We start from the raw sequence: 19,691 nt of genomic DNA, 5'->3' as shown, positions 1-19,691 counted from the left end.
TTTCTATCTTTTATCCTAAAAGGTTCTTCCAGCTTACCATACCACCAATGATCCTCTCCAGGTCATCAGCAGCTACACGCTCTTGCGCCATGGTATCGCGGTGGCGTATGGTTACGGTGTTATCTTCCAAAGTTTGGTGATCTACCGTGATGCAAAAAGGAGTACCAATAGCATCCTGGCGGCGGTAACGTTTGCCAATAGCATCTTTCTCCTCGTATTGCAGGTTAAAATCCAGTTTTAGTTTGTCCATTATCTCGCGGGCTTTCTCTGGCAGGCCATCTTTTTTGGTCAGCGGGAAAATAGCCGCTTTAACCGGGGCAAGGCAAGGGTGTAGGCGCAGTACGGTACGGCTATCCTGTTTCTCGTCGGTGCTCAGGTCTTCTTCCTCAAACGCGTTGATCAGTGTAAGCAGGAACATCCTGTCCAAACCTATCGAAGTTTCAATAACGTAAGGGATGTAGTTACCATAAGGTTTGCCTGTTTCGGGGTCAACCTCGGGGTCAAAGTATTGCATCTTTTTACGGGAGAATTTCTCGTGCTGACTTAAATCATAGTTTGTACGACTATGAATACCCTCTACCTCTTTAAAGCCAAACGGGAAATCAAACTCAATATCAAAAGCCGCGTCAGCATAAAAGGCTAGCTTGGTATGTTCGTGAAAACGGTATTTAGCGGCATCGGTACCCAGGGCAAGGTGCCATTTTAAGCGGGTTTCTTTCCATTTTTCAAACCACTCGCGTTGTGTGCCGGGGCGTACAAAGTATTGCATCTCCATTTGTTCAAATTCGCGCATGCGGATAATGAACTGGCGGGCAATAACCTCGTTACGGAAAGCTTTACCTATCTGTGCAATACCAAACGGGATTTTCATCCTGCCCGATTTTTGTACGTTAAGGTAATTCACAAAAATACCCTGCGCAGTCTCCGGGCGAAGATATATCGTGTCCGATTCATCAGCAATAGCGCCAACCTGGGTGCTAAACATCAGGTTAAACTGGCGTACTTCGGTCCAGTTAGCAGTGCCGCCAATAGGGCATTTTATATTTTGTTCGATGATCAATTCGCGCAGGCGTGGCAGGTCTTCCGCTTTCAGGGCGTTATCCATTTCTATCTGTAACTCTTCGGCCTCGCTGGTTTTGCCTTCTTCATCCAGTTTCGCTATGCGGTCTTCCAGTAGCTGGTCGGCACGGTAGCGTTTTTGACTGTCTTTGTTGTCAATCATCGGATCGCTGAAGCCATCAACGTGGCCGCTTGCTTTCCAAATGGTTGGGTGCATAAATATGGCCGAATCAATACCCACAATGTTCTCATGCATTTGCACCATTGATTTCCACCAGTAGGTTTTAAGGTTGTTCTTTAATTCCGAACCATTTTGGCCATAATCATAAACAGCGCTTAAGCCATCGTATATTTCGCTGGATGGAAAAACAAAGCCATATTCTTTGCAATGTGATATTACATTTTTAAAAAGTTCGTCGGTTGATTTGCTCATAATAGGGGCAAAGATATATTTTTTGATTTCGAATTTCGGATTTTCGATTTCGAATTTTGCTGAGTATGTAAAAACAGGAATTTTGGTTAGTTTTATATATGAATAGTTTGAAAGCTCAGTGCCCAAAATGTATGAGCGACAATGTGGAATTACGAAACAGAAGCAGGTTTCTAATTAGGGCCGCTATATGTCTTGCATTTGTGTTGCTGATCTGCTGGGCGTTTCATGATATAAAAAATATGGATTTTGAGCCGCCTGCGTCCTGGGCGTTGCCCTTTGTTTTCCTGGCTTTTCTTTTCGCATTTATCAGAGGTTTTTACTGGTTAACACGGGCGGTATTAATAAAAGAGCCCAACTTTAAATGTGGGTTCTGTAATAATATATTTAAAACACCCATTTTTACGCCTTCACTTACAACAGCCGAAGAACGTTTCCGAAGTATAAGAAAAATAAAAATTAAAAAATGACCATGCTTAGTGGGCTATTCAAAAGCGGGCGTTGCCTTCGGCCAGGCTTTTCGCTTATACGCGCACAGGCTTTAGGCGCGGGCCGGTATCTGCTGCAATCCTTAACGCAAAACGCAAATCTAATATCTCAAATCTCACATCTAAAATCTATTTTTACCGCATGAGTATCCGGGTAGAGGCATTAACAAAAGTTTACGGGCAGCAAAAGGCAGTTAATAGTATCAGCTTTGAGGCAGGTACAGGCGTGCTCGGCTTTTTAGGGCCTAACGGCGCAGGTAAAAGCACCACCATGAAAATGCTTACCTGCTTTATTCCGCAAACCTCGGGTACGGCGTTTGTTTGCGGGTTTGACATTAGCAGGCAACCGCTGGATGTTAAGCGTAACATAGGCTACCTGCCCGAGAGTAATCCGCTTTATACGGATATGTATGTAAAGGAATCGATGGCGTTTGTGGCGGGCATACATGGCCTTCACGAGCCCGATAAACGCATAGCCGAGGTTATTGAACAAACAGGCCTTGGCCCCGAGCAGCACAAAAAAATTGGACAGTTATCAAAAGGATACCGCCAAAGGGTAGGCCTGGCCCAGGCTATTCTGCATAACCCGCAGGTGTTGATTTTGGACGAACCTACGTCGGGACTGGATCCTAACCAACTGGTTGGAATACGGCAGTTGATAACCGAATTAGGAAAAACAAAAACCATTATATTATCTACACACATAATGCAGGAGGTTGAAGCGGTTTGCAACCGTGTAATAATTATTAACCAGGGCAGTATAGTTGCTAATGATACCCTTGTTAATTTACGCAGCCAAAACAATAATAATACACTCGAGCACATTTTTATAGGGCTTACAAATAATTAATAAATAAAGACACAGATCTTTAAGCAGTGCTCTTTAATGTGCTTGTTTTCAAGTTTTTATATCTTGATTTAGAAAAAAAAGTAAAAAAGTTTGTAACGACAGATAGACAACCAGCGTCTATATGTCCAAACCAGGCAAAGCAGACTACCCTGCCAAGCTTTTATTTAAATCACACAATTTAAAAATTATGAAAAAAGTATTATTACTATTAACCGTATTATGCGGTTTGTCAATCAGTTCATTTGCGCAATCATCTTCAGAAGGTGGTAAATTCAGCATTGGTGTTGAAGCCGGCTTACCAGTTGGCGATGTTAAAAACTTTACTAATTTTGTTATTGGCGGTTCGTTAAAGTATGATCACCCCATTGCAGAAGGTACTTTCGTAACGATTTCGGCAGGTTATAATAAATTTTTAGCAAAAGATGAAGCTAAAGATGCCGGTTATAAATTTTATGGTATCCCTGTAAAAGCTGGAATTAAACATTTCTTTGCTGACGGATTTTATGGTGAAGCACAGTTAGGTGCAGCATTCACAAAAGAAAGTGTTAATGTTGATGGCTTTGGTAATATTAGTGGCAGCAAAACTGCATTTGCTTATTCACCGGGTATTGGTTACACGTTTGGTGGCGGCTTAGATCTTGGTGTACGTTACGAAGGCTGGTCAATGAGTGGAAATACTGTTAGCCAGATTGCTGCCCGTTTAGCTTTCAGTTTCTAATTGATTAATATTAACTAATAATTTTATCAGAAGGCCCGGAGATATTTCTCCGGGCTTTTTTGTTTGATTTTTTTTAAACAAATGGTTTCAAATATTTGTTATCAAATTACATTTGTTCCTAATTATCAACCTTATATAACTAAAATCATGAAAAAATTATTACTGTTATTAGCAATTGTAGGTGGTACAACATTTACAACATTTGCACAATCAGAAAAATCCCGTTTCAGTATCGGCTTTGAAGGCGGCATACCCGTAGGCGACTTTAAAGACATCTACGATGTTGCTATAGGTGGTTCATTAAAATATGAAATGCCTATTGCAACCAGCACTATGTTCACCCTTTCTGGCGGTTATACATCATTCAAAGCTAAAGATATTGCCGGCGGCGGTTCAGATGGTTTTATACCAGTAAAAGCTGGTATAAAATATTATTTTAGCCAGGGCTTTTATGGTGAAGGCCAGTTAGGCGCATCGTTTTATACCGGCGGTGGCGACGGCAATACGTTTTTCGCTTACTCACCCGGTATAGGTTATACACTTGAGGGCGGTTTTGATATTGGCGTTCGTTACGAGGCCTGGTCACATAACGGAACAATTGGTCAAATAGGCGTACGGATAGCATACGGTTTCTAAATAGGCTTGAAATAATGAAAAGCCCGGGATATCGTCCCGGGCTTTTTGTTTAGCATCATTTTAGTTTTGCTGCACAATAATCGTATTTTCGGGCGTTCATCATTACAATTCTTATCAAGTGTTCAGCATTCTCAAGAAAGAAATAACAACCTACCTCAGTTCGCTGGTGGCCTATATAACTATTGGGGTTTTCCTGCTTGTTTTAGGGCTGTTTTTATGGGTATTCCCCGATACCAGTATCCTGGCCTATGGTTATGCCGGTTTAGATAGCCTGTTTAGCACTGCCCCATACCTGTTCATGTTTTTGGTGCCTGCCATCACTATGCGCTCATTAGCCGAGGAGAGGAGAGAGGGCACATTCGAGCTTTTACTTACCCGCCCATTAACCGATATACAAATAGTACTTGGTAAATACTTTGCCGGGGTAATAATAGTGCTTTTTGCACTTGTGCCAACCCTTGTGTATTATTTTAGTGTTCACACTTTGGGTACACCGCAAGGCAATATAGATACAGGTGCGGTTATAGGCTCCTATATCGGTTTGTTTTTGTTAGGATCGTCGTTCGCGGCTATTGGTTTGTTTGCCTCATCGGTAAGCAAGAACCAGGTTATCGCATTTACTATAGCGGTTTTCCTGTGTTTCTTCTTCTACAGCGGATTCGATTCGTTAAGCTCCATATTATCCCTGCAAAACCTTGGCTTGCAAAGTTTGGGTATCACAGAGCATTATCAATCAATAAGCAGAGGTGTGTTAGATACCCGCGACCTTATATATTTTATTGTTTTAGCTACTTTATTTATCTGGCTTACGCTGTTTGTGCTGAACAGGCAGGCCGGAAAGAAATTCATTAATACCGTTTTCCTGAGCACACTGGGTATTATGTTGTTTTTAAGTTTACTATCGGGCAAGTTATTTACCCGGTTCGATTTTACTAAAGAGAAACGTTTTACCATAGCGCCCATTAGTCGCAAAGTGATGGATGACCTACCACAAACGGTTAATGTTACGGTTTATTTACAGGGCGATAATTTTCCCGGGGGGATGAAAAGGCTGCAAACATCGGTAAAAGATATGCTTGCCGATCTGCAGGCTTATAGCCATAGTAGATTGCAATTTGAGTTTACTGATCCACTAAAAGGTCTTTCTAACGATCAGCAGAAACAGGCCTACGAAGATTTGGCCTCCAAAGGCATCGAGGCACAAAACCTAAGCGTTAAAACAGACGACGGGGTATCTCAAAAAATAATATTCCCTTTTGCATTGGTTGCTTTTGGAGATAAGAGCATACCGGTTAAGTTATTGCAATCGCAAAGCAACATGAACCTTTCGCCGGATGAGATATTGAATAACTCCATCCAAAATTTAGAATATGCTTTTACATCGGCCATAAAAAAAATAACCAGCGGTGGTAAGCAGCGCATAGGCTTCACCGAAGGGCATAACGAACTGAGCGATCTGCAGCTTAACGACGCCATGCGAGCCTTAAGCGATGGATATTTGGTTGGCCGCATTAACTTAAACAGCATTCCGTTTGATAGCTTGGCGAAGGTGAGCATGCTGGTAATTGCCAAGCCCGATAAGGCATTTAACGAACCTGAAAAGTTTAAACTCGACCAATATATTATGCGTGGCGGCCGTGTGCTTTGGGCTATTGACCAGGTAAGCGCCGAACTGGATAGCCTGCGCGGGCATGGTGGCGAGCAACTGGCCTTTAATAAACAATTGAACCTTGACGATCAATTGTTTCGTTACGGGGTACGGATCAATTATGATCTGATAGCGGATATGAATTGCTCGCCCATCCCGGTTACTACGGGTAACGCAGGTGGGCAGGCGCAGATCCAGATGCTGCCATGGTTGTACAACCCGGTTTATCTGCCTTTATCCAAACACCCGATAGTGAAAAATCTGGATGGCATTACCAGTCAGTTTGCCAGTACTATTGATCTGTTGAATACAAAGAACATCGCGAAGACGATATTGCTTACTTCATCGCCATATAATAAAAAATTGAGCACGCCGCACATGTTATCGTTACAGGCCTTGGAGGATGAACCAAAACCAAAAGATTTTCAGAGCGCGCCAAAAATTACCGGTGTATTACTGGAGGGTAACTTTGTGTCTGATTTTAGGAACAGGCCATTGCCCGAAGGATTGAATGAAAAGGTTACCATAATACCTCAAAGCAAACCCACAAAAATGATAGTAATAAGCGATGGCGATATACTGCGCAACCAGGTAGGTGCAGATGGATCCCCATATCCCTTAGGGTATGATCATTACACCCAGCAAAGTTATGGCAACAAAAATTTGCTGTTAAACATTGCCGACTATATGGCTGATGACTCGGGGTTGATATCGCTGCGGAGCAAAGAAATACAAATACGCCTGCTAAACCGTGCCCGCATACGCGAAGAGAAGCTGTTTTGGCAATTATTAAACAATATTGCCCCAATAGGGATAGTGTTAATATTTGCTATTTTTCAACATTATATTCGCAGACGAAAGTATGCTCATTAAATTTTATACTTTTGGTAGATAAACGTTAATAACATCATGAGATTTATTGTTTCCACATCAACACTACTCAAGCAATTGCAGTCTGTAAGCGGCGCATTAAGCAACAGCACCGTATTGCCTATACTGGAAAACTTTTTGTTCGAGATTAAAGACGGGAACTTAACCATTTCTGCTACCGACCTGCAAACCAGCATGACCACCTCATTACCTGTTGAAGCTAAAGAGAATGGCCGTATTGCTATACCATCGCGTATACTGCTGGATACCCTAAAATCGTTACCAGAGCAACCTGTTGCTTTCTCTGTAGATGATAGCACTTTTGCCATTGAGATAAGCGCCGGCGACGGTAAATACAAACTTAGCGGCGAAAACGGTGAAGATTTCCCGAAGATACCGGTTGTTGAAAATGCATCGTCAGTAAACCTGCCTGCTTCAGTATTGGGCGAGGCTATAAATAAAACCATTTTTGCTGTTAGCAACGATGAACTGCGCCCTGCCATGACGGGTGTTTTCTGTCAGCTAAGCAGCCAGCACCTTACTTTTGTAGCTACCGATGCACATAAGCTGGTACGCTACCGTCGTAAAGATGCAAAGGCAGATAGTACAACATCGTTTATATTGCCTAAAAAGGCGCTAACGCTGCTTAAATCTGCTTTACCTGCCGATGATGTGAACGTATCTGTTGAATACAACAGCACAAGCGCGTTCTTTAAATTTGGTAATATCAACCTGGTATGCCGTTTAATTGACGAACGTTACCCGGATTATGAAGCGGTTATACCTAAAGAAAACCCTAACAAACTGGCTATTGACCGTTTGGCATTTTTAGGCTCGCTTAGTCGCGTGGCTATCTACGCTAACAAAACTACCCACCAGGTAAGGTTAAAAATAAACGGAAGCGAACTTAACATATCATCAGAAGATATTGATTTTGCTAACGAAGCACACGAACGTTTAAGCTGCCAGTACGAAGGTGATGATATGGAAATTGGCTTTAACGCCCGTTTCCTGATAGAAATGCTGAAAAATTTAAACTGCGAAGAAGTATCGTTAGAAATGTCCACCCCTAACAGGGCAGGCATATTGCTGCCACAAGGCGGCGACGAGAACGAAGATGTACTGATGCTGGTAATGCCGGTAATGCTTAACAGTTACGCATAATTTAGAGAGTGGTGAATTGTTGAGTGGTTTTCGCTTGCACATTTAACTACTCACAAATCAATTACTCTAATTACCCAAAAAAGTCTGGCTTTAGCCGGACTTTTTTATTCACCTTATAACAAAACTTGTTATAATTGAGTTATATAGCATCTGCTGATACATGATGAAATTTAAGATAACAGTTTTTATTGCTTTAATAGGGTTTTTAGGAATAGTATCCTGCAAAAAGGGGGATGACACGGCAATAACTACATTAACTACTAATGTTAATTTTATAAACGCCACAACCGATACCCTCAATTATTATGTGAATGGTAGCCGGTTAAATACTACATCTGCCTCGTATCCGCTTGGTGCAACCGGGTATTTATCTACCACATTTGGCGAACAAAACTACCAGGTTAAAAAAGATGGCAACGCCACTGTTTTGTTTAATTTGCCTTTGTCTTTAGATACCGCTAAAATATATTCGGTATTTATGACCGATAATACTGCCGAAAATACTATAACTACCATTGATACATTAGATAAAGATAACTTATCTGATACTACCTCAATACGCTTTGTGCATACATCGCCAAACCTTGGTGATGTAGATGTGCGGGTGGGCGAAGGTGATACCACAGTGTTCAGATCAAGGGTTTTTAAATCAGTATCGGTATTTTTACCGCTTAATGCGGGTGTAAAACGTATACGTGTCTATAAAGCAGGTACCGATGTGGTATTAAGTGATGAAATGCGAATTTTGCAGACAAACAGGGTATATACATTGTTTACCAAAGCGGCATTAACCGCCACGGCCAGCACAACATCTGGTACCGGTTTAATTATTAATAAGTAATGGCTAAGAACAATAAAAGCAACATATTACTGGGCTTGTGTTTGTTTATAACGGGGGTTATGGTTATACCTATGCTTGCCTCGTGTGGTAAGACCGGGGTAAGTGCCAGTAGTGGTTTAAACGCAAGGCTGCAAATAGTAAATTTAAGCCCGGATATACAGCCCTTTAAGTTATACGCACTTTATATACCGCAAGGTACAAATGCTTATTATTACCCAAATGCTTCGGGGTATTTTTTAATAAATAGTATTGATACCCCCCTGCAAATACGGCCCGCCCAAACCGTAAATGGCGAAAACCCTACTAACCTGTTAACCTTACCGGGTTCGTTAAAACCTAATATACCATATACCTGGTTTGTTACCGGTAGCAGGGTAGATAGTACCCTTGCTTCTGTTTTAACCGTAGATACCGGAAGTGTCCCGGCTAATGGCCGCGGTAAAATAAGGTTCGTAAATACATCGCCGGGTACTATAAAGTTAAGTTTAACAGCTAATGATAGCGTTGCCTTCAAAAATATAGCTTATAAGGGTATAACAAATTTTGTTGAGGTAACAGCCGGCAGCTATAACCTAAATATTACCGCCACCAATGCCCCATCAACAGTATTGGCCAGTATTCCAAACTATACTGTGCTTGATGGTAAGCTTTATACCGTATACTTTTATGGTTTACCCAACACAGCCGACAGCGCTAAGTATAGTGCCAATATTTTATTAAACTCTTTACCACCGGGTACAAAATATTAAGGTTGGGTATCTGTTTTATCTTTCTATTTTTGCTAAAATTTAAAAGCCTTGGAATTAATACACAGCCTCATCGACTTTATTTTACACATTGATAAGCATTTGGTGCAGATAACCAGCGAATACCAAAGCTGGACCTACCTGATACTCTTCATTATCATTTTTGCCGAAACCGGGTTTGTGGTAACCCCATTCCTGCCCGGCGATTCGTTGTTGTTTGCTGCGGGGGCATTAATAGCCGGGGGTAAATCTGGCCTTGACGTAAACCTGTTATGCGTTATACTGCTGATAGCAGCCTTTACCGGGAATACGGTAAATTATATGTTAGGTAAGTTTTTAGGGGCAAGGGTATTTAAGGAAGAAAATAAGATACTTAAGCTAAGCTATTACCTGCAAACCAAAGCCTTTTTTGATAAGCATGGTGGCAAGGCCGTTATATTTAGCAGGTTTGTACCCATTATACGCACGATAGCCCCTTTTGTGGCAGGAGTAGGGCATATGCCGTTTACCCGTTATAGCATCTATAATATTGTAGGCGGAGTATCGTGGATAGTAATATTCCTTTATGGCGGCTACCTGTTTGGTAATGTACCATTCTTTAAAAACAACTTCTCGCTGGTTGCCATCATTATTATATTGGTATCGATATTACCACCCATATTTGCGGTTGCGAAAAATAAATTAAGCAAAAAGAAGGGGCCTGTTAACACAAGTAATTAATCACAGTTAGTTATTTAAAACTGATACTTTACCTGCTTTATACAAAGCCTCTTCTTTGTTGATGCGTTGCTTTTGTTCAAGTGTAAGCGGGGTTTTGATCAGTTTATCCAGATCTGGTTGGCCTGCATCAACCCATGCCGAAAACCAGAAGCTGCCTACACTGAGGATGGATGCACGCATTTGCCTTTGCACCATGCCTCTCAGCAGTTTGTGGTAGGCCCGGCTATAGGCTATCGAGTAAACCTTTACCTTGCGGTTGCCGCGTTGCTCTATAGCATACTTTTGTGCAGCCGGGAATGATCTGTTCAATATCCGCTCTACTCGCAATACGGTATCTACACATTTAAACGAGTTGCGGCTTATTTTAAAGGCTTCTGCCAGTGGATTATTAACATAGCGGGCCCTGCTTACATAATAGTTGTAACTGTTGCTAAAAAGCTCGGGCAGGCGGCTTTCCCAAAGCGAGTGGATGCCGGTTTGGTTAGTGAGCTGCCCGTCGTAATTCTCGGTCAAATGCAGTGGTGTATACGCATCAGATATATAATGGGCCAAGTTAGCTGATGCTATCAGGATAGCTGTTGTATCCCTCGCCTTAAAGGCTTTTACCAGCCAGTAGTAGTTAGATTGTATGGCCCAGGGCACTGTTCCGTACTTGTTCAGGGTATCTGAAGAATACTTTGCCGCGGCATCTACCCAGCGTTGGGGCATATCCCTAAAGGGGTGCTTGCCGTAGTGGTCGGCGTCGAAGAAATGGTGGGGTGCTTCGGTGCTGTCTACATAGCGCTTTTTATCGGCGCTTACGGCGTGTTCGGTTATGAAGCGGATGTTGGCCCTGTAAAAACCTGCCATGCCCTTAGGCAGCGTAAAAACCGCCAGTCTGTTTATGCGGTAATGCGCGAAGAACCCCCATGAGGTGCAAAGCGTAACAACAAATAAACCCGATAAAACTAAGGCTAGGCACCGTTTCATAGGGTAAATATGCTCAAATATTCAGGATATCAGGCAATATTAACCTGCCCCACATAAACATTGGTATCGTATTGTATGGTGATGGTATTGTTATGCTGATACTTGTCAAATAATAGTTTAAGATCGTTTATCATAGGTTGGTAGCCTTCATCCTGGTTAGTGGGCATGTACGATGATGAGGATAAGCGCCCTTTAAGGCCATCAAAATCAAATATCTGCTCGTTATAAAAGGTTTTGAGCTGATAGGGCTGCGGGGTAAAAAATGCCGCGATATGTTCGGCATCGATATTACGGTGATCTACCTGTACATAATCTTTACCATGTTTGATAATGAGCTGATCGTACTCCTTTTCAAAAGGGGAGCCGGTTCTGCGTTCGTTCCATATCAGGGCGATGATACCACCCGGTTTAAGGATGCGCTCAAACTCGGTCCTCGTTTTTTGGGCATCAAACCAATGGAAGGCCTGCCCGGCAATAACAGCATCTATGCCGGCGGTGGGCAGCCTGGTATCTTCGGAAGTGCCGTTTTGGGCTTTAAAGCCCGGCCAGTTACCCAGCAGTTCAATTGATTTTTCGCGCATAGGCTCGTTAGGTTCTACGGCAATTACCCGGTAACCGGCATCAAGGAACAAAGCGGTTGATATGCCCGTGCCTGCACCAATATCGGCAATAAGCTTATCGGTGCTAAGGTTAAATTGCTGCTGTAAAAAATCGATAATTTGAGTGGGGTAGCCGGGCCTGTATTTTACGTAATCGTTTACCCGGTTGCTAAAGCGGGTGGTGTTGTTGGTAATCATGTAAATTAAACGCAGGTTTATAGGAGGTTATTTTGTGTGTCCGTCCGTTAGGGTGTGCGGATGTTGCGGACGGGAGCGGACAGTAGGGTTGTGGTTAAAGCCAAAGACGCAGGCTGGTTATGCGCCCGATAAATGGGACGGCAATGATTGGAAAAGTAAATTCATTGCCGTTGGCTTTAGCCAACGGAACGGGTATTTAACAAAGCCGTCATTATTTCGGCATCTCTCATGTTTAGTGTGTGACTATTTAATTGGCCCGCTCACCGCCGCGGAGGCTCCTTCTTTTCTCTTGATAGAAAAGAAGCAAAAGATCAAGTCGGCAAAAAGGCTTCTTTGCCGCACATGGCCTTTGCCCTGCAAATCGGACAGAACCACGGGCTGGAATCTTTTGCCCCACTGCGTTCGCTCATTGCCATCGCTTCAGCAAAATTTCCTATGCCCTTGCAGCCGCACAAGGCCACCATCGTTCTACCCGCTTTCGCCCGAAGCTGTTTTGCCGACAGGGAGAAAAAAACTCTGCGTTAGGGATAGGAGCGGGTACCGGCCCCGTGGATAATGCCTGTGCAGTATGAACGGATAGCCCGGCCGAAGGCAACGCCCCAATGATAAATACCCTGTCCGTCCGTTCCCCACTACCGATACATTACGACAAAACGGACAACCCACCAATAAACTAATGAACCACTGAACCAATACCCTGTCCGTCCGTTCCCCACTACAGACACATTGCGACAAAACGGACAATCCACTAATAAACTAATGAACTATTAAACTAATGAACTACCGAACTAATGAACCATTAAACTAATGAACGCCCTGAATATTTATCCACAATCAAAAAATAACATAAATGGGCTTGCATATTAAAAAATGTGTGCCTATATTTGCAACCTCAAAATAAAGAAAAGAATAACAAAGCTATACGATGGCAAATCATAAATCATCCCTAAAAAGAATCAGGTCAAACGCTGCGAAGCGTCTGCGTAACAGGTATCAGGCAAAAACTACCAGAAATGCAATTAAGAAATTAAGAGGCGTTACTACTAAAGCTGATGCTACACCTTTATTGTCTAAAGTGATTTCAATGTTAGATCGTTTGGCTAAAAAGAACGTTATTCACAAAAACAAAGCTTCGAACAATAAATCAAAGCTTACTAAATTTGTAAATACTTTAAGCTAATAGCTTAATTACCGATATTAAAAGGGATAGTGCACGCGCATTATCCCTTTTTTATTGCCTTATATTTTCTACTTTAGGTGCATAAACCTGTGCAGTGGCAAACTACTCCAATAAAATAAGCATTAAAGCCTGGGCCGAAGAAGACCGCCCACGCGAAAAGCTAAGCGGGCAGGGCCGCCGGGCCCTTACCGATGCCGAATTGATTGCCATACTGATAGGCAGCGGCAGTCGTGACGAAAGCGCTGTTGAGCTAAGCAAGCGCATATTGCACTATTATGATAACGACCTAAACAAGCTAGGTAAAGCCGGTATAAGCGAGCTAAGCCAGTTTAAAGGCATTGGCGAGGCTAAGGCCATATCCATTATTGCCGCCCTGGAGATAGGCCGCAGAAGGGGCGATACGGAGATAAAAGTACAGGATGAGGTGAAGAGCAGCCGCGATGGGTACAACATTATGCGCCGCCACCTAATGGATTTGAACCACGAGGAATTTTGGATTATGCTGATAGGCCGATCAAGCAAAGTATTGGCTAAAGAGCTGGTGAGCAAAGGCGGTTTAAGCGGTACCGTTGCCGACCCGAAGATAATTTTCCACATGGCGTTGCAGCACCAGGCAAGCGCCATTATTATGGTGCATAACCACCCATCGGGTAATTTAAAGCCAAGCCGCGAAGATCTGGTGCTTACCAAAAAGATAGCTGATGCAGGCCGTATGCTGGATATAAATGTGCTGGATCACCTCATTATTACCGACAGCGGGTATTTTAGCTTTGGGGATGAAGGGTTGCTGTAGCCCATCCGTGTGTTACGCTATGCCGCATTTTAGCTCATCGTTCTGTCCGTCCGTTTCGCTCCCTCGTTCTAAATTCTTAGCGTCTTTGCGAGAAATCAAAACCTTTCAAACAAGAATCCCTATGTGCTGTTGTATTTGTACACACTAAATACCTCAAACTATGATAACTCCACCCGAAGATCAGGATGACGCATTACAGCAAGACGATCAGTTGAGCCAGACTGAGAATGAAGACCAAATGAGCCAGCAGGATGTACACGGTAACGGCTTCGATGAAACTAATAATGATATTGGCGAAACCGACGAAAGCAGCCAGGCACAACAGGCTTACGATGCCGCAGAACCATCATACACCCTTAACCTGGATGATGATGATTACAGTAGTGGCGATGATGAATAATTAAACGACGGTTTTTTGTCCGTCCGTTTAGGAGGCGGACATTGGGGACAGAAGGTGGCGGACAAGTTCAAGGCAGGTAATTTGTCCGCCCTGTTCTAACTTTCCGGTCGGTAAAGCGGACGGACAACCGGATGGATGCGGTTATGCCGATGCCCGGGTTTGACAAACGGAACGTTACCTTTCTGATGCGGCATTGGCTTGTTGCGGGTGTCACAGGCATTGCTTTAGCAGTAACCTTAAGCGACAAGGCACAGTCGCGTGTTTTTTCTTTGGTTCGTTTCTTTTTTGCGACAAAAAAGAAATGAACATCCACAGGCCATTCAACTTAGAACTGCCATTCCTAACGAAGAACTAACTAAAGGAATGCTGTATCGTTTACAATGACATATTTATTAAATCTGAAATAAAAACAAATCCTATCTTTGCCGATTATCATTCTCCTATAATGAAGATATCTTATAATTGGCTTAAAGAATTTATTGATACGGATAAAACCCCTGCGGAATTATCTACCATACTTACAGGTACCGGCTTAGAGGTGGAGAGCCTTGAGCGGGTGCAAGCCATACCGGGCGGTTTAGAAGGCCTGGTTATTGGCCATGTTAAAGAAAGCGTAGCACACTCCAACTCAGATCACCTGCATGTTACCCGCGTAGATGTGGGCCTTGGCGAGGACCTGCAGATTGTTTGTGGTGCACATAATGTGGCAGCCGGACAAAAAGTAGTAGTGGCAACCGTTGGCACAACCATATATCCCACCGTAGGCGAACCATTCAGTATAAAAAAATCAAAGATCCGCGGAGAGATATCCGAAGGGATGATATGCGCCGAAGATGAGATAGGCCTTGGCCACGACCATGATGGTATTATGGTGCTTGATGCCGATACCGCTGTTGGTACACTGGCTAAAGACCATTTTAAGCTGAACGACGATTACATGTACGAAATTGGCCTTACACCAAACCGTGCCGATGCTGCATCGCACTTAGGTACGGCGCGTGATATTGCCGCTTTCCTTAAACTGGGCATCAAAAAGCCCGATGTGAGCGCATTTAAAGTAGATAGCAACGATAGCCCTATACAGGTAGTGGTAGAGAACGAAACTGCCGCCCCAAGGTATAGCGGTTTAACTATATCGGGTATAAAGGTTGGCGAATCGCCTGCGTGGTTAAAAGAGCGTTTGGCAGTGATAGGTGTGCGCAGCATTAACAACATTGTTGATGTTACCAACTACGTACTGCACGAGCTTGGGCAGCCCCTGCATGCCTTTGATGCCGCTGCCATTACCGGTAACAAGGTTATTGTAAAAAACGTAGCCGAAGGCACCGTATTTAAAACGCTTGATGATGTAGAACGCACCCTAAGTGCCGACGACCTGATGATATGCAATGCCAACGAGGCCATGTGTATTGCCGGTGTGTTTGGCGGTGCAAAATCGGGCGTAAGCGAAACTACTACAAGCATCTTTTTAGAGAGCGCTTATTTTAACGCCGTATCGGTACGCAAAACCTCAAAAAGGTTTGGGTTGAAGACCGATGCATCGTTCCGTTTTGAGCGTGGTACCGACCCTGATATGACCGTATTTGCCCTTAAACGTGCAGCCTTGCTGATACAGCAGGTAGCGGGTGGCAAGGTAACGTCGGATATATTTGACCATTACCCTGCGCCGGTAGCACCATTCGAGGTAGAGATCACCTACAACACTATCGACAGGCTGATAGGTAAAGCCATTGGCAACGATACCATCAAAAGCATTATTACCGCTTTAGATATCCAGATAGTTAACGAAACTGCCGAAGGCCTATCCCTTAAAGTGCCCCCATACCGTGTAGATGTAACGCGCGATGTGGATGTGGTAGAAGAGATACTGCGTATTTACGGTTACAACAATATCGAGATCCCTACACAAATAAGGGCATCGTTAAATAACTCGGTAAGGCCGGAGAAAGATACCGTGCAAAACGTAATTGCCGACCTGCTTAGCGCAAACGGCTTTAACGAGATGCTGGCCAACTCGCTTACCAAACTAAGTTACTCGGATAACCCCGATGCTGCCGTAAAGATAGTGAACCCCCTAAGCAGCGATCTGGATGCCATGCGCCAAACCCTTTTATACTCGGGTTTAGAGGCCATTGCCTATAACCAAAACCGCCGCAGCGCCGATCTTAAATTTTACGAATTTGGTAAGGTATACAGCATTAAGGATGATAAATACATCGAAACACAGCGTTTCAGCGTATTTATAACCGGTGCCAATACTGCCGAGCAATGGAACCAAAAGCAGAAGCCGGTAACATTCTATAATATAAAAGCTATTGTTGATGGCATTTTAAAACGCCTTAAAATAACCGATTTTGTAACCGAAGATGCTACCTGCAGCAAACTTGCTTTTGGCTTGCAGTACATGCTAAACGGTAAGCAACTGGTTAAATTTGGGCCGGTAGGTGCAGCAACAGCCAAAAAGGTTGATGTGGATAAGGAAGTATTTTACGCCGACTTTAATTTCGACCTGATACTGGCAGCGGTACGTAAAAACGTGATAGTTTATCAGGAAGTATCAAAGTTCCCGGCGGTGCGCAGGGATTTGAGCATGCTGGTAGATAAAACCGTAACCTTTGGACAGTTGAAGCAGGTAGCCGGACGGACGGACAAAAAACTGCTGAAAGAGGTGAATGTATTTGATGTTTACCAGGGCGATAAACTGCCCGAGGGTAAAAAATCGTACGCGCTGAGCTTTACCCTGCAAGACACCGAGAAAACTTTAACCGATAAAGCGATTGATGCCCTGATGCAAAAATTAATTTATAATTTAGGCAAAGAAGCAGGAGCGGAGATCCGTAAATAATTATTGATTTAATGAATGACTGAATTATTGATTGAGAAGGGATTTTTGATCAATAAGCAAAAAAATAACTAAATCACTAATTCAATAAATCACTAAATAAAAAATGGCCTCAGTAGCAGAACAATTAAATAAAGTTGTAGAAAAAACAGAGCGGTTAATTGAGCTTTGTGCTGCGTTGCAGGAAGAAAATGATTTGCTGAAGCTGGAAAGTGAGGCATTAAATGTGGCCCTAAATGCCAGTACAAACAAGACAAAAGACCTGGAAGAAAAGCTTCGTGTATTGAAGCTTGCAAAGTCGTTTTCAGAAACAAATGAAAAAAGTGTTGACATTAAGCAAAAAATTAACGACTTTGTGCAAGAAATAGATAAGTGCATTGTATTGCTTAAAAAGTAATGCGAAAAAGTGAACAGCTCAATGGGAGAAATCTCAATAAAAATAAATATTGCTGACAGAGTTTACCCGTTGAAGGTAAACATGGAAGAAGAGGAAATAATAAGAAGGGCAGCTAAGCTGATCAATGACCGTATAAAAGAATACCAGGAAAATTACGCGGTTAGGGATAAACAAGATTTGCTTTCGATGTGTGTGCTGCATTATGCAACATCGTCATTAAAGGCGGATAAGAAAGTTACTACGGATGATACCGAAGTAGCCGAAAAGGTTTATCAGTTAGATCATTTACTGTCAGATTTTTTTTCGAAACAATAACGTTCTTATACATATAACAGAGCATTTTAAGATTTAACCGCAGTTAAATTTTAAGTTTCACTATTAAAAACTTAACGCTTCAATATCTTCGGATTACAAAGAGGCATGCGTTGATCGTGATTTAACGGTAACCCGTGATCCACTCCATCCGGCAAGAAGTTTTAACAATACATGACACTTAGAAGTTTAGTTGCGGTTTTTTTATTATATAACCTAAATAACCAATGAACAGTATATTATACATTATTATCGGGGTGCTTATGGGCGTCCCGACGGGAATAGTCATAGGGCGTTTCCTGCTACGTAAGCTCTTTAAAGATCAGGAAGTATCGGCACAAAATAAAGTAAAGAAGATATTAAAGGATGCAGAGAACAACGCCGAAATATTAAAAAAGAACAGGCAGCTGGAAGCAAAAGAGAAGTTTTTGCAGATGAAAGCCGAGCATGAGCAGGAAGTAAATGCTAAAAACAACGTATTAAACCAGCGCGAGAACGGCATCAAACAAAAAGAGCAATCTTTTAACCAGAAGCTGGAGAACATGAACCGTAAGGAAGCTGAACTGGATAACGCGCGTAAAAAACTGGAAACCCAAACCGATATTCTTGTTAAGAAACAGGAAGAGGTTGAGCATTTAAAGAACCAGCACGTTGCGCAGTTAGAAACCATTGCAGGCCTAAGCGCCGAAGATGCCAAAAACCAACTGGTAGATAACTTACGCGAAGAAGCACGCAGCAAGGCAATGGCGCAAATAAAAGATATTATTGACGAAGCCAAGCTAACTGCTACCAAAGAGGCTAAGAAAATAGTTATCCAAACCATACAACGTACCGCTACCGAGAGCGCTATCGAGAATACGGTATCTATCTTTAACATCGAGAATGATGAGATAAAAGGCCGTATCATTGGTCGCGAAGGGCGTAACATCCGTGCGCTGGAAGCAGCAACCGGTATCGAAATTATTGTTGATGATACCCCTGAGGCAATTATCCTTTCAGGTTTCGACCCTGTTCGTAGAGAGATCGCCCGTTTGGCTATGCACCGCTTGGTAACGGACGGACGCATACACCCGGCACGTATCGAGGAGGTTGTCGCCAAAACCAAAAAGCAAATAGAAGAAGAAATTGTTGAGATAGGTGAGCGTACCGTAATTGATTTAGGTATCACTGGTTTGCACCCCGAACTGATAAGGATGGTGGGCCGTATGCGTTACCGTTCATCGTACGGGCAAAACCTGTTGCAACACTCGCGCGAGGTAGCCAACTTCTGTGCTACCATGGCAGCAGAGTTAGGCTTAAACGTAAAACTGGCTAAACGCGCAGGCTTACTGCACGATATTGGTAAAGTGCCTGATGATAACCCCGAACTGCCACACGCTATTTTGGGTATGCAGCTTGCCGAAAAATATAAGGAACACCCCGAAGTATGTAATGCCATAGGTGCCCACCACGATGAAGTGGAAATGACATCAATGCTATCGCCGATTATACAGGTGTGTGACGCTATATCGGGCGCAAGGCCGGGTGCACGCCGCGAGGTGGTAGAAAGTTACATCAAGCGATTAAAAGAGCTTGAGGAGCTTGCTTTATCGTATCCTGGTGTCGAAAAAACATTCGCTATACAGGCAGGCCGCGAATTGCGTGTTGTTGTAGAAAGCGAAAAGATATCAGATGCGCAATCAGAAATACTGGCGGCAGATATATCAAACCGTATACAAACAGAAATGACCTATCCGGGTCAGATAAAAGTTACCGTTATCAGGGAAACCCGTTCGGTAGCGTTTGCTAAATAATTAACAGCTTTACACAAGCCCTCTCTATAACAGAGGGG

The 19,691-nt window shown here is 43.1% G+C and carries 18 protein-coding genes; 15 read left to right on the top strand and 3 right to left on the bottom strand.

Annotated features, from left to right (window positions below; genetic code table 11):
• Positions 1-10 precede the first annotated feature (10 nt).
• The gene (locus tag NPE20_RS08960; RefSeq protein WP_256538275.1) at positions 11-1,492 is read right to left on the bottom strand and encodes a glycine--tRNA ligase; all 1,482 of its coding nucleotides are present in this window, start codon (positions 1,490-1,492) and stop codon (positions 11-13) included.
• A 627-nt stretch (positions 1,493-2,119) separates the two neighbouring features.
• Here NPE20_RS08960 and NPE20_RS08955 point away from each other — a divergent pair.
• From NPE20_RS08955 to NPE20_RS08920, 8 genes are all read left to right on the top strand, one after another.
• Positions 2,120-2,827: an ATP-binding cassette domain-containing protein gene (locus NPE20_RS08955; protein ID WP_256538274.1), complete on the top strand. Its 708-nt coding sequence runs from the start codon at positions 2,120-2,122 to the stop codon at positions 2,825-2,827.
• 187 nt (positions 2,828-3,014) lie between these two features.
• Positions 3,015-3,545, top strand: coding sequence for an outer membrane beta-barrel protein (locus NPE20_RS08950; RefSeq protein WP_256538273.1), 531 nt, complete (start codon positions 3,015-3,017; stop codon positions 3,543-3,545).
• A gap of 147 nt (positions 3,546-3,692) precedes the next feature.
• Complete coding sequence (locus tag NPE20_RS08945; protein WP_256538272.1) at positions 3,693-4,181, top strand: hypothetical protein; 489 nt, start codon at positions 3,693-3,695, stop codon at positions 4,179-4,181.
• 118 nt (positions 4,182-4,299) lie between these two features.
• Entirely contained in the window at positions 4,300-6,702 is a 2,403-nt protein-coding gene (gene gldG / locus NPE20_RS08940) for a gliding motility-associated ABC transporter substrate-binding protein GldG (RefSeq protein WP_256538271.1), read from the top strand.
• Between the two features lie 36 nt (positions 6,703-6,738).
• Positions 6,739-7,863, top strand: a complete 1,125-nt coding sequence (gene dnaN, locus NPE20_RS08935; protein ID WP_256538270.1) for a DNA polymerase III subunit beta — start codon at positions 6,739-6,741, stop codon at positions 7,861-7,863.
• A 160-nt stretch (positions 7,864-8,023) separates the two neighbouring features.
• A complete protein-coding gene (locus NPE20_RS08930; RefSeq protein WP_256538269.1) occupies positions 8,024-8,704 on the top strand; it encodes a DUF4397 domain-containing protein in 681 nt (226 codons plus the stop codon).
• Positions 8,704-9,453 carry a DUF4397 domain-containing protein gene (locus NPE20_RS08925; protein ID WP_256538268.1) on the top strand — a complete coding sequence of 250 codons (750 nt, stop codon included), beginning with the start codon at positions 8,704-8,706 and terminating at the stop codon, positions 9,451-9,453. Before NPE20_RS08930 ends, NPE20_RS08925 begins: the two co-directional genes overlap by 1 nt.
• Before the next feature lie 48 nt (positions 9,454-9,501).
• Positions 9,502-10,170 carry a DedA family protein gene (locus NPE20_RS08920; RefSeq protein ID WP_256538267.1) on the top strand — a complete coding sequence of 223 codons (669 nt, stop codon included), beginning with the start codon at positions 9,502-9,504 and terminating at the stop codon, positions 10,168-10,170.
• Positions 10,171-10,176: 6 nt separating this feature from the next.
• On the opposite strand, the gene NPE20_RS08915 is transcribed toward NPE20_RS08920, so the two are convergent.
• Positions 10,177-11,139 carry a zinc dependent phospholipase C family protein gene (locus NPE20_RS08915; protein WP_256538266.1) on the bottom strand — a complete coding sequence of 321 codons (963 nt, stop codon included), beginning with the start codon at positions 11,137-11,139 and terminating at the stop codon, positions 10,177-10,179.
• A 29-nt stretch (positions 11,140-11,168) separates the two neighbouring features.
• A complete protein-coding gene (locus NPE20_RS08910; RefSeq protein ID WP_256538265.1) occupies positions 11,169-11,936 on the bottom strand; it encodes a class I SAM-dependent methyltransferase in 768 nt (255 codons plus the stop codon).
• 925 nt (positions 11,937-12,861) lie between these two features.
• On the opposite strand from NPE20_RS08910, the gene rpsT reads away from it, so the two are divergent.
• The 7 genes from rpsT (at position 12,862) to rny (ending at position 19,653) form a co-directional block, all read left to right on the top strand.
• Entirely contained in the window at positions 12,862-13,116 is a 255-nt protein-coding gene (gene rpsT, locus NPE20_RS08905) for a 30S ribosomal protein S20 (RefSeq protein WP_256538264.1), read from the top strand.
• A gap of 94 nt (positions 13,117-13,210) precedes the next feature.
• Positions 13,211-13,909 carry a RadC family protein gene (radC, locus tag NPE20_RS08900; protein WP_256538263.1) on the top strand — a complete coding sequence of 233 codons (699 nt, stop codon included), beginning with the start codon at positions 13,211-13,213 and terminating at the stop codon, positions 13,907-13,909.
• Positions 13,910-14,069: 160 nt separating this feature from the next.
• Positions 14,070-14,309: a hypothetical protein gene (locus NPE20_RS08895; RefSeq protein WP_256538262.1), complete on the top strand. Its 240-nt coding sequence runs from the start codon at positions 14,070-14,072 to the stop codon at positions 14,307-14,309.
• 445 nt (positions 14,310-14,754) lie between these two features.
• Positions 14,755-17,154 carry a phenylalanine--tRNA ligase subunit beta gene (pheT, locus tag NPE20_RS08890; protein WP_256538261.1) on the top strand — a complete coding sequence of 800 codons (2,400 nt, stop codon included), beginning with the start codon at positions 14,755-14,757 and terminating at the stop codon, positions 17,152-17,154.
• Positions 17,155-17,257: 103 nt separating this feature from the next.
• The gene (locus NPE20_RS08885) at positions 17,258-17,548 is read left to right on the top strand and encodes a hypothetical protein (protein WP_256538260.1); all 291 of its coding nucleotides are present in this window, start codon (positions 17,258-17,260) and stop codon (positions 17,546-17,548) included.
• A gap of 21 nt (positions 17,549-17,569) precedes the next feature.
• Entirely contained in the window at positions 17,570-17,863 is a 294-nt protein-coding gene (locus NPE20_RS08880; protein ID WP_256538259.1) for a cell division protein ZapA, read from the top strand.
• A 224-nt stretch (positions 17,864-18,087) separates the two neighbouring features.
• The gene (gene rny, locus NPE20_RS08875) at positions 18,088-19,653 is read left to right on the top strand and encodes a ribonuclease Y (protein WP_256538258.1); all 1,566 of its coding nucleotides are present in this window, start codon (positions 18,088-18,090) and stop codon (positions 19,651-19,653) included.
• Positions 19,654-19,691: the final 38 nt, after the last annotated feature.

This window comes from Mucilaginibacter aquariorum (genome assembly GCF_024498135.1).
In the GTDB taxonomy this organism is placed as follows: domain Bacteria; phylum Bacteroidota; class Bacteroidia; order Sphingobacteriales; family Sphingobacteriaceae; genus Mucilaginibacter; species Mucilaginibacter aquariorum.
Note: the sequence above shows the minus strand (reverse complement) of the source record. Positions and strands in the feature narration are given on the sequence as shown.

Coding starts and splice junctions, on each gene's coding strand:
- NPE20_RS08960 (WP_256538275.1), bottom strand. CDS start 1,492: ATGAGCAAATCAACCGACGAACTTTTTAAAAATGTAATATCACATTGC.
- NPE20_RS08955 (WP_256538274.1), top strand. CDS start 2,120: ATGAGTATCCGGGTAGAGGCATTAACAAAAGTTTACGGGCAGCAAAAG.
- NPE20_RS08950 (WP_256538273.1), top strand. CDS start 3,015: ATGAAAAAAGTATTATTACTATTAACCGTATTATGCGGTTTGTCAATC.
- NPE20_RS08945 (WP_256538272.1), top strand. CDS start 3,693: ATGAAAAAATTATTACTGTTATTAGCAATTGTAGGTGGTACAACATTT.
- dnaN (WP_256538270.1), top strand. CDS start 6,739: ATGAGATTTATTGTTTCCACATCAACACTACTCAAGCAATTGCAGTCT.
- NPE20_RS08930 (WP_256538269.1), top strand. CDS start 8,024: ATGATGAAATTTAAGATAACAGTTTTTATTGCTTTAATAGGGTTTTTA.
- NPE20_RS08925 (WP_256538268.1), top strand. CDS start 8,704: ATGGCTAAGAACAATAAAAGCAACATATTACTGGGCTTGTGTTTGTTT.
- NPE20_RS08915 (WP_256538266.1), bottom strand. CDS start 11,139: ATGAAACGGTGCCTAGCCTTAGTTTTATCGGGTTTATTTGTTGTTACG.
- NPE20_RS08910 (WP_256538265.1), bottom strand. CDS start 11,936: ATGATTACCAACAACACCACCCGCTTTAGCAACCGGGTAAACGATTAC.
- rpsT (WP_256538264.1), top strand. CDS start 12,862: ATGGCAAATCATAAATCATCCCTAAAAAGAATCAGGTCAAACGCTGCG.
- NPE20_RS08895 (WP_256538262.1), top strand. CDS start 14,070: ATGATAACTCCACCCGAAGATCAGGATGACGCATTACAGCAAGACGAT.
- pheT (WP_256538261.1), top strand. CDS start 14,755: ATGAAGATATCTTATAATTGGCTTAAAGAATTTATTGATACGGATAAA.
- NPE20_RS08885 (WP_256538260.1), top strand. CDS start 17,258: ATGGCCTCAGTAGCAGAACAATTAAATAAAGTTGTAGAAAAAACAGAG.
- NPE20_RS08880 (WP_256538259.1), top strand. CDS start 17,570: ATGGGAGAAATCTCAATAAAAATAAATATTGCTGACAGAGTTTACCCG.
- rny (WP_256538258.1), top strand. CDS start 18,088: ATGAACAGTATATTATACATTATTATCGGGGTGCTTATGGGCGTCCCG.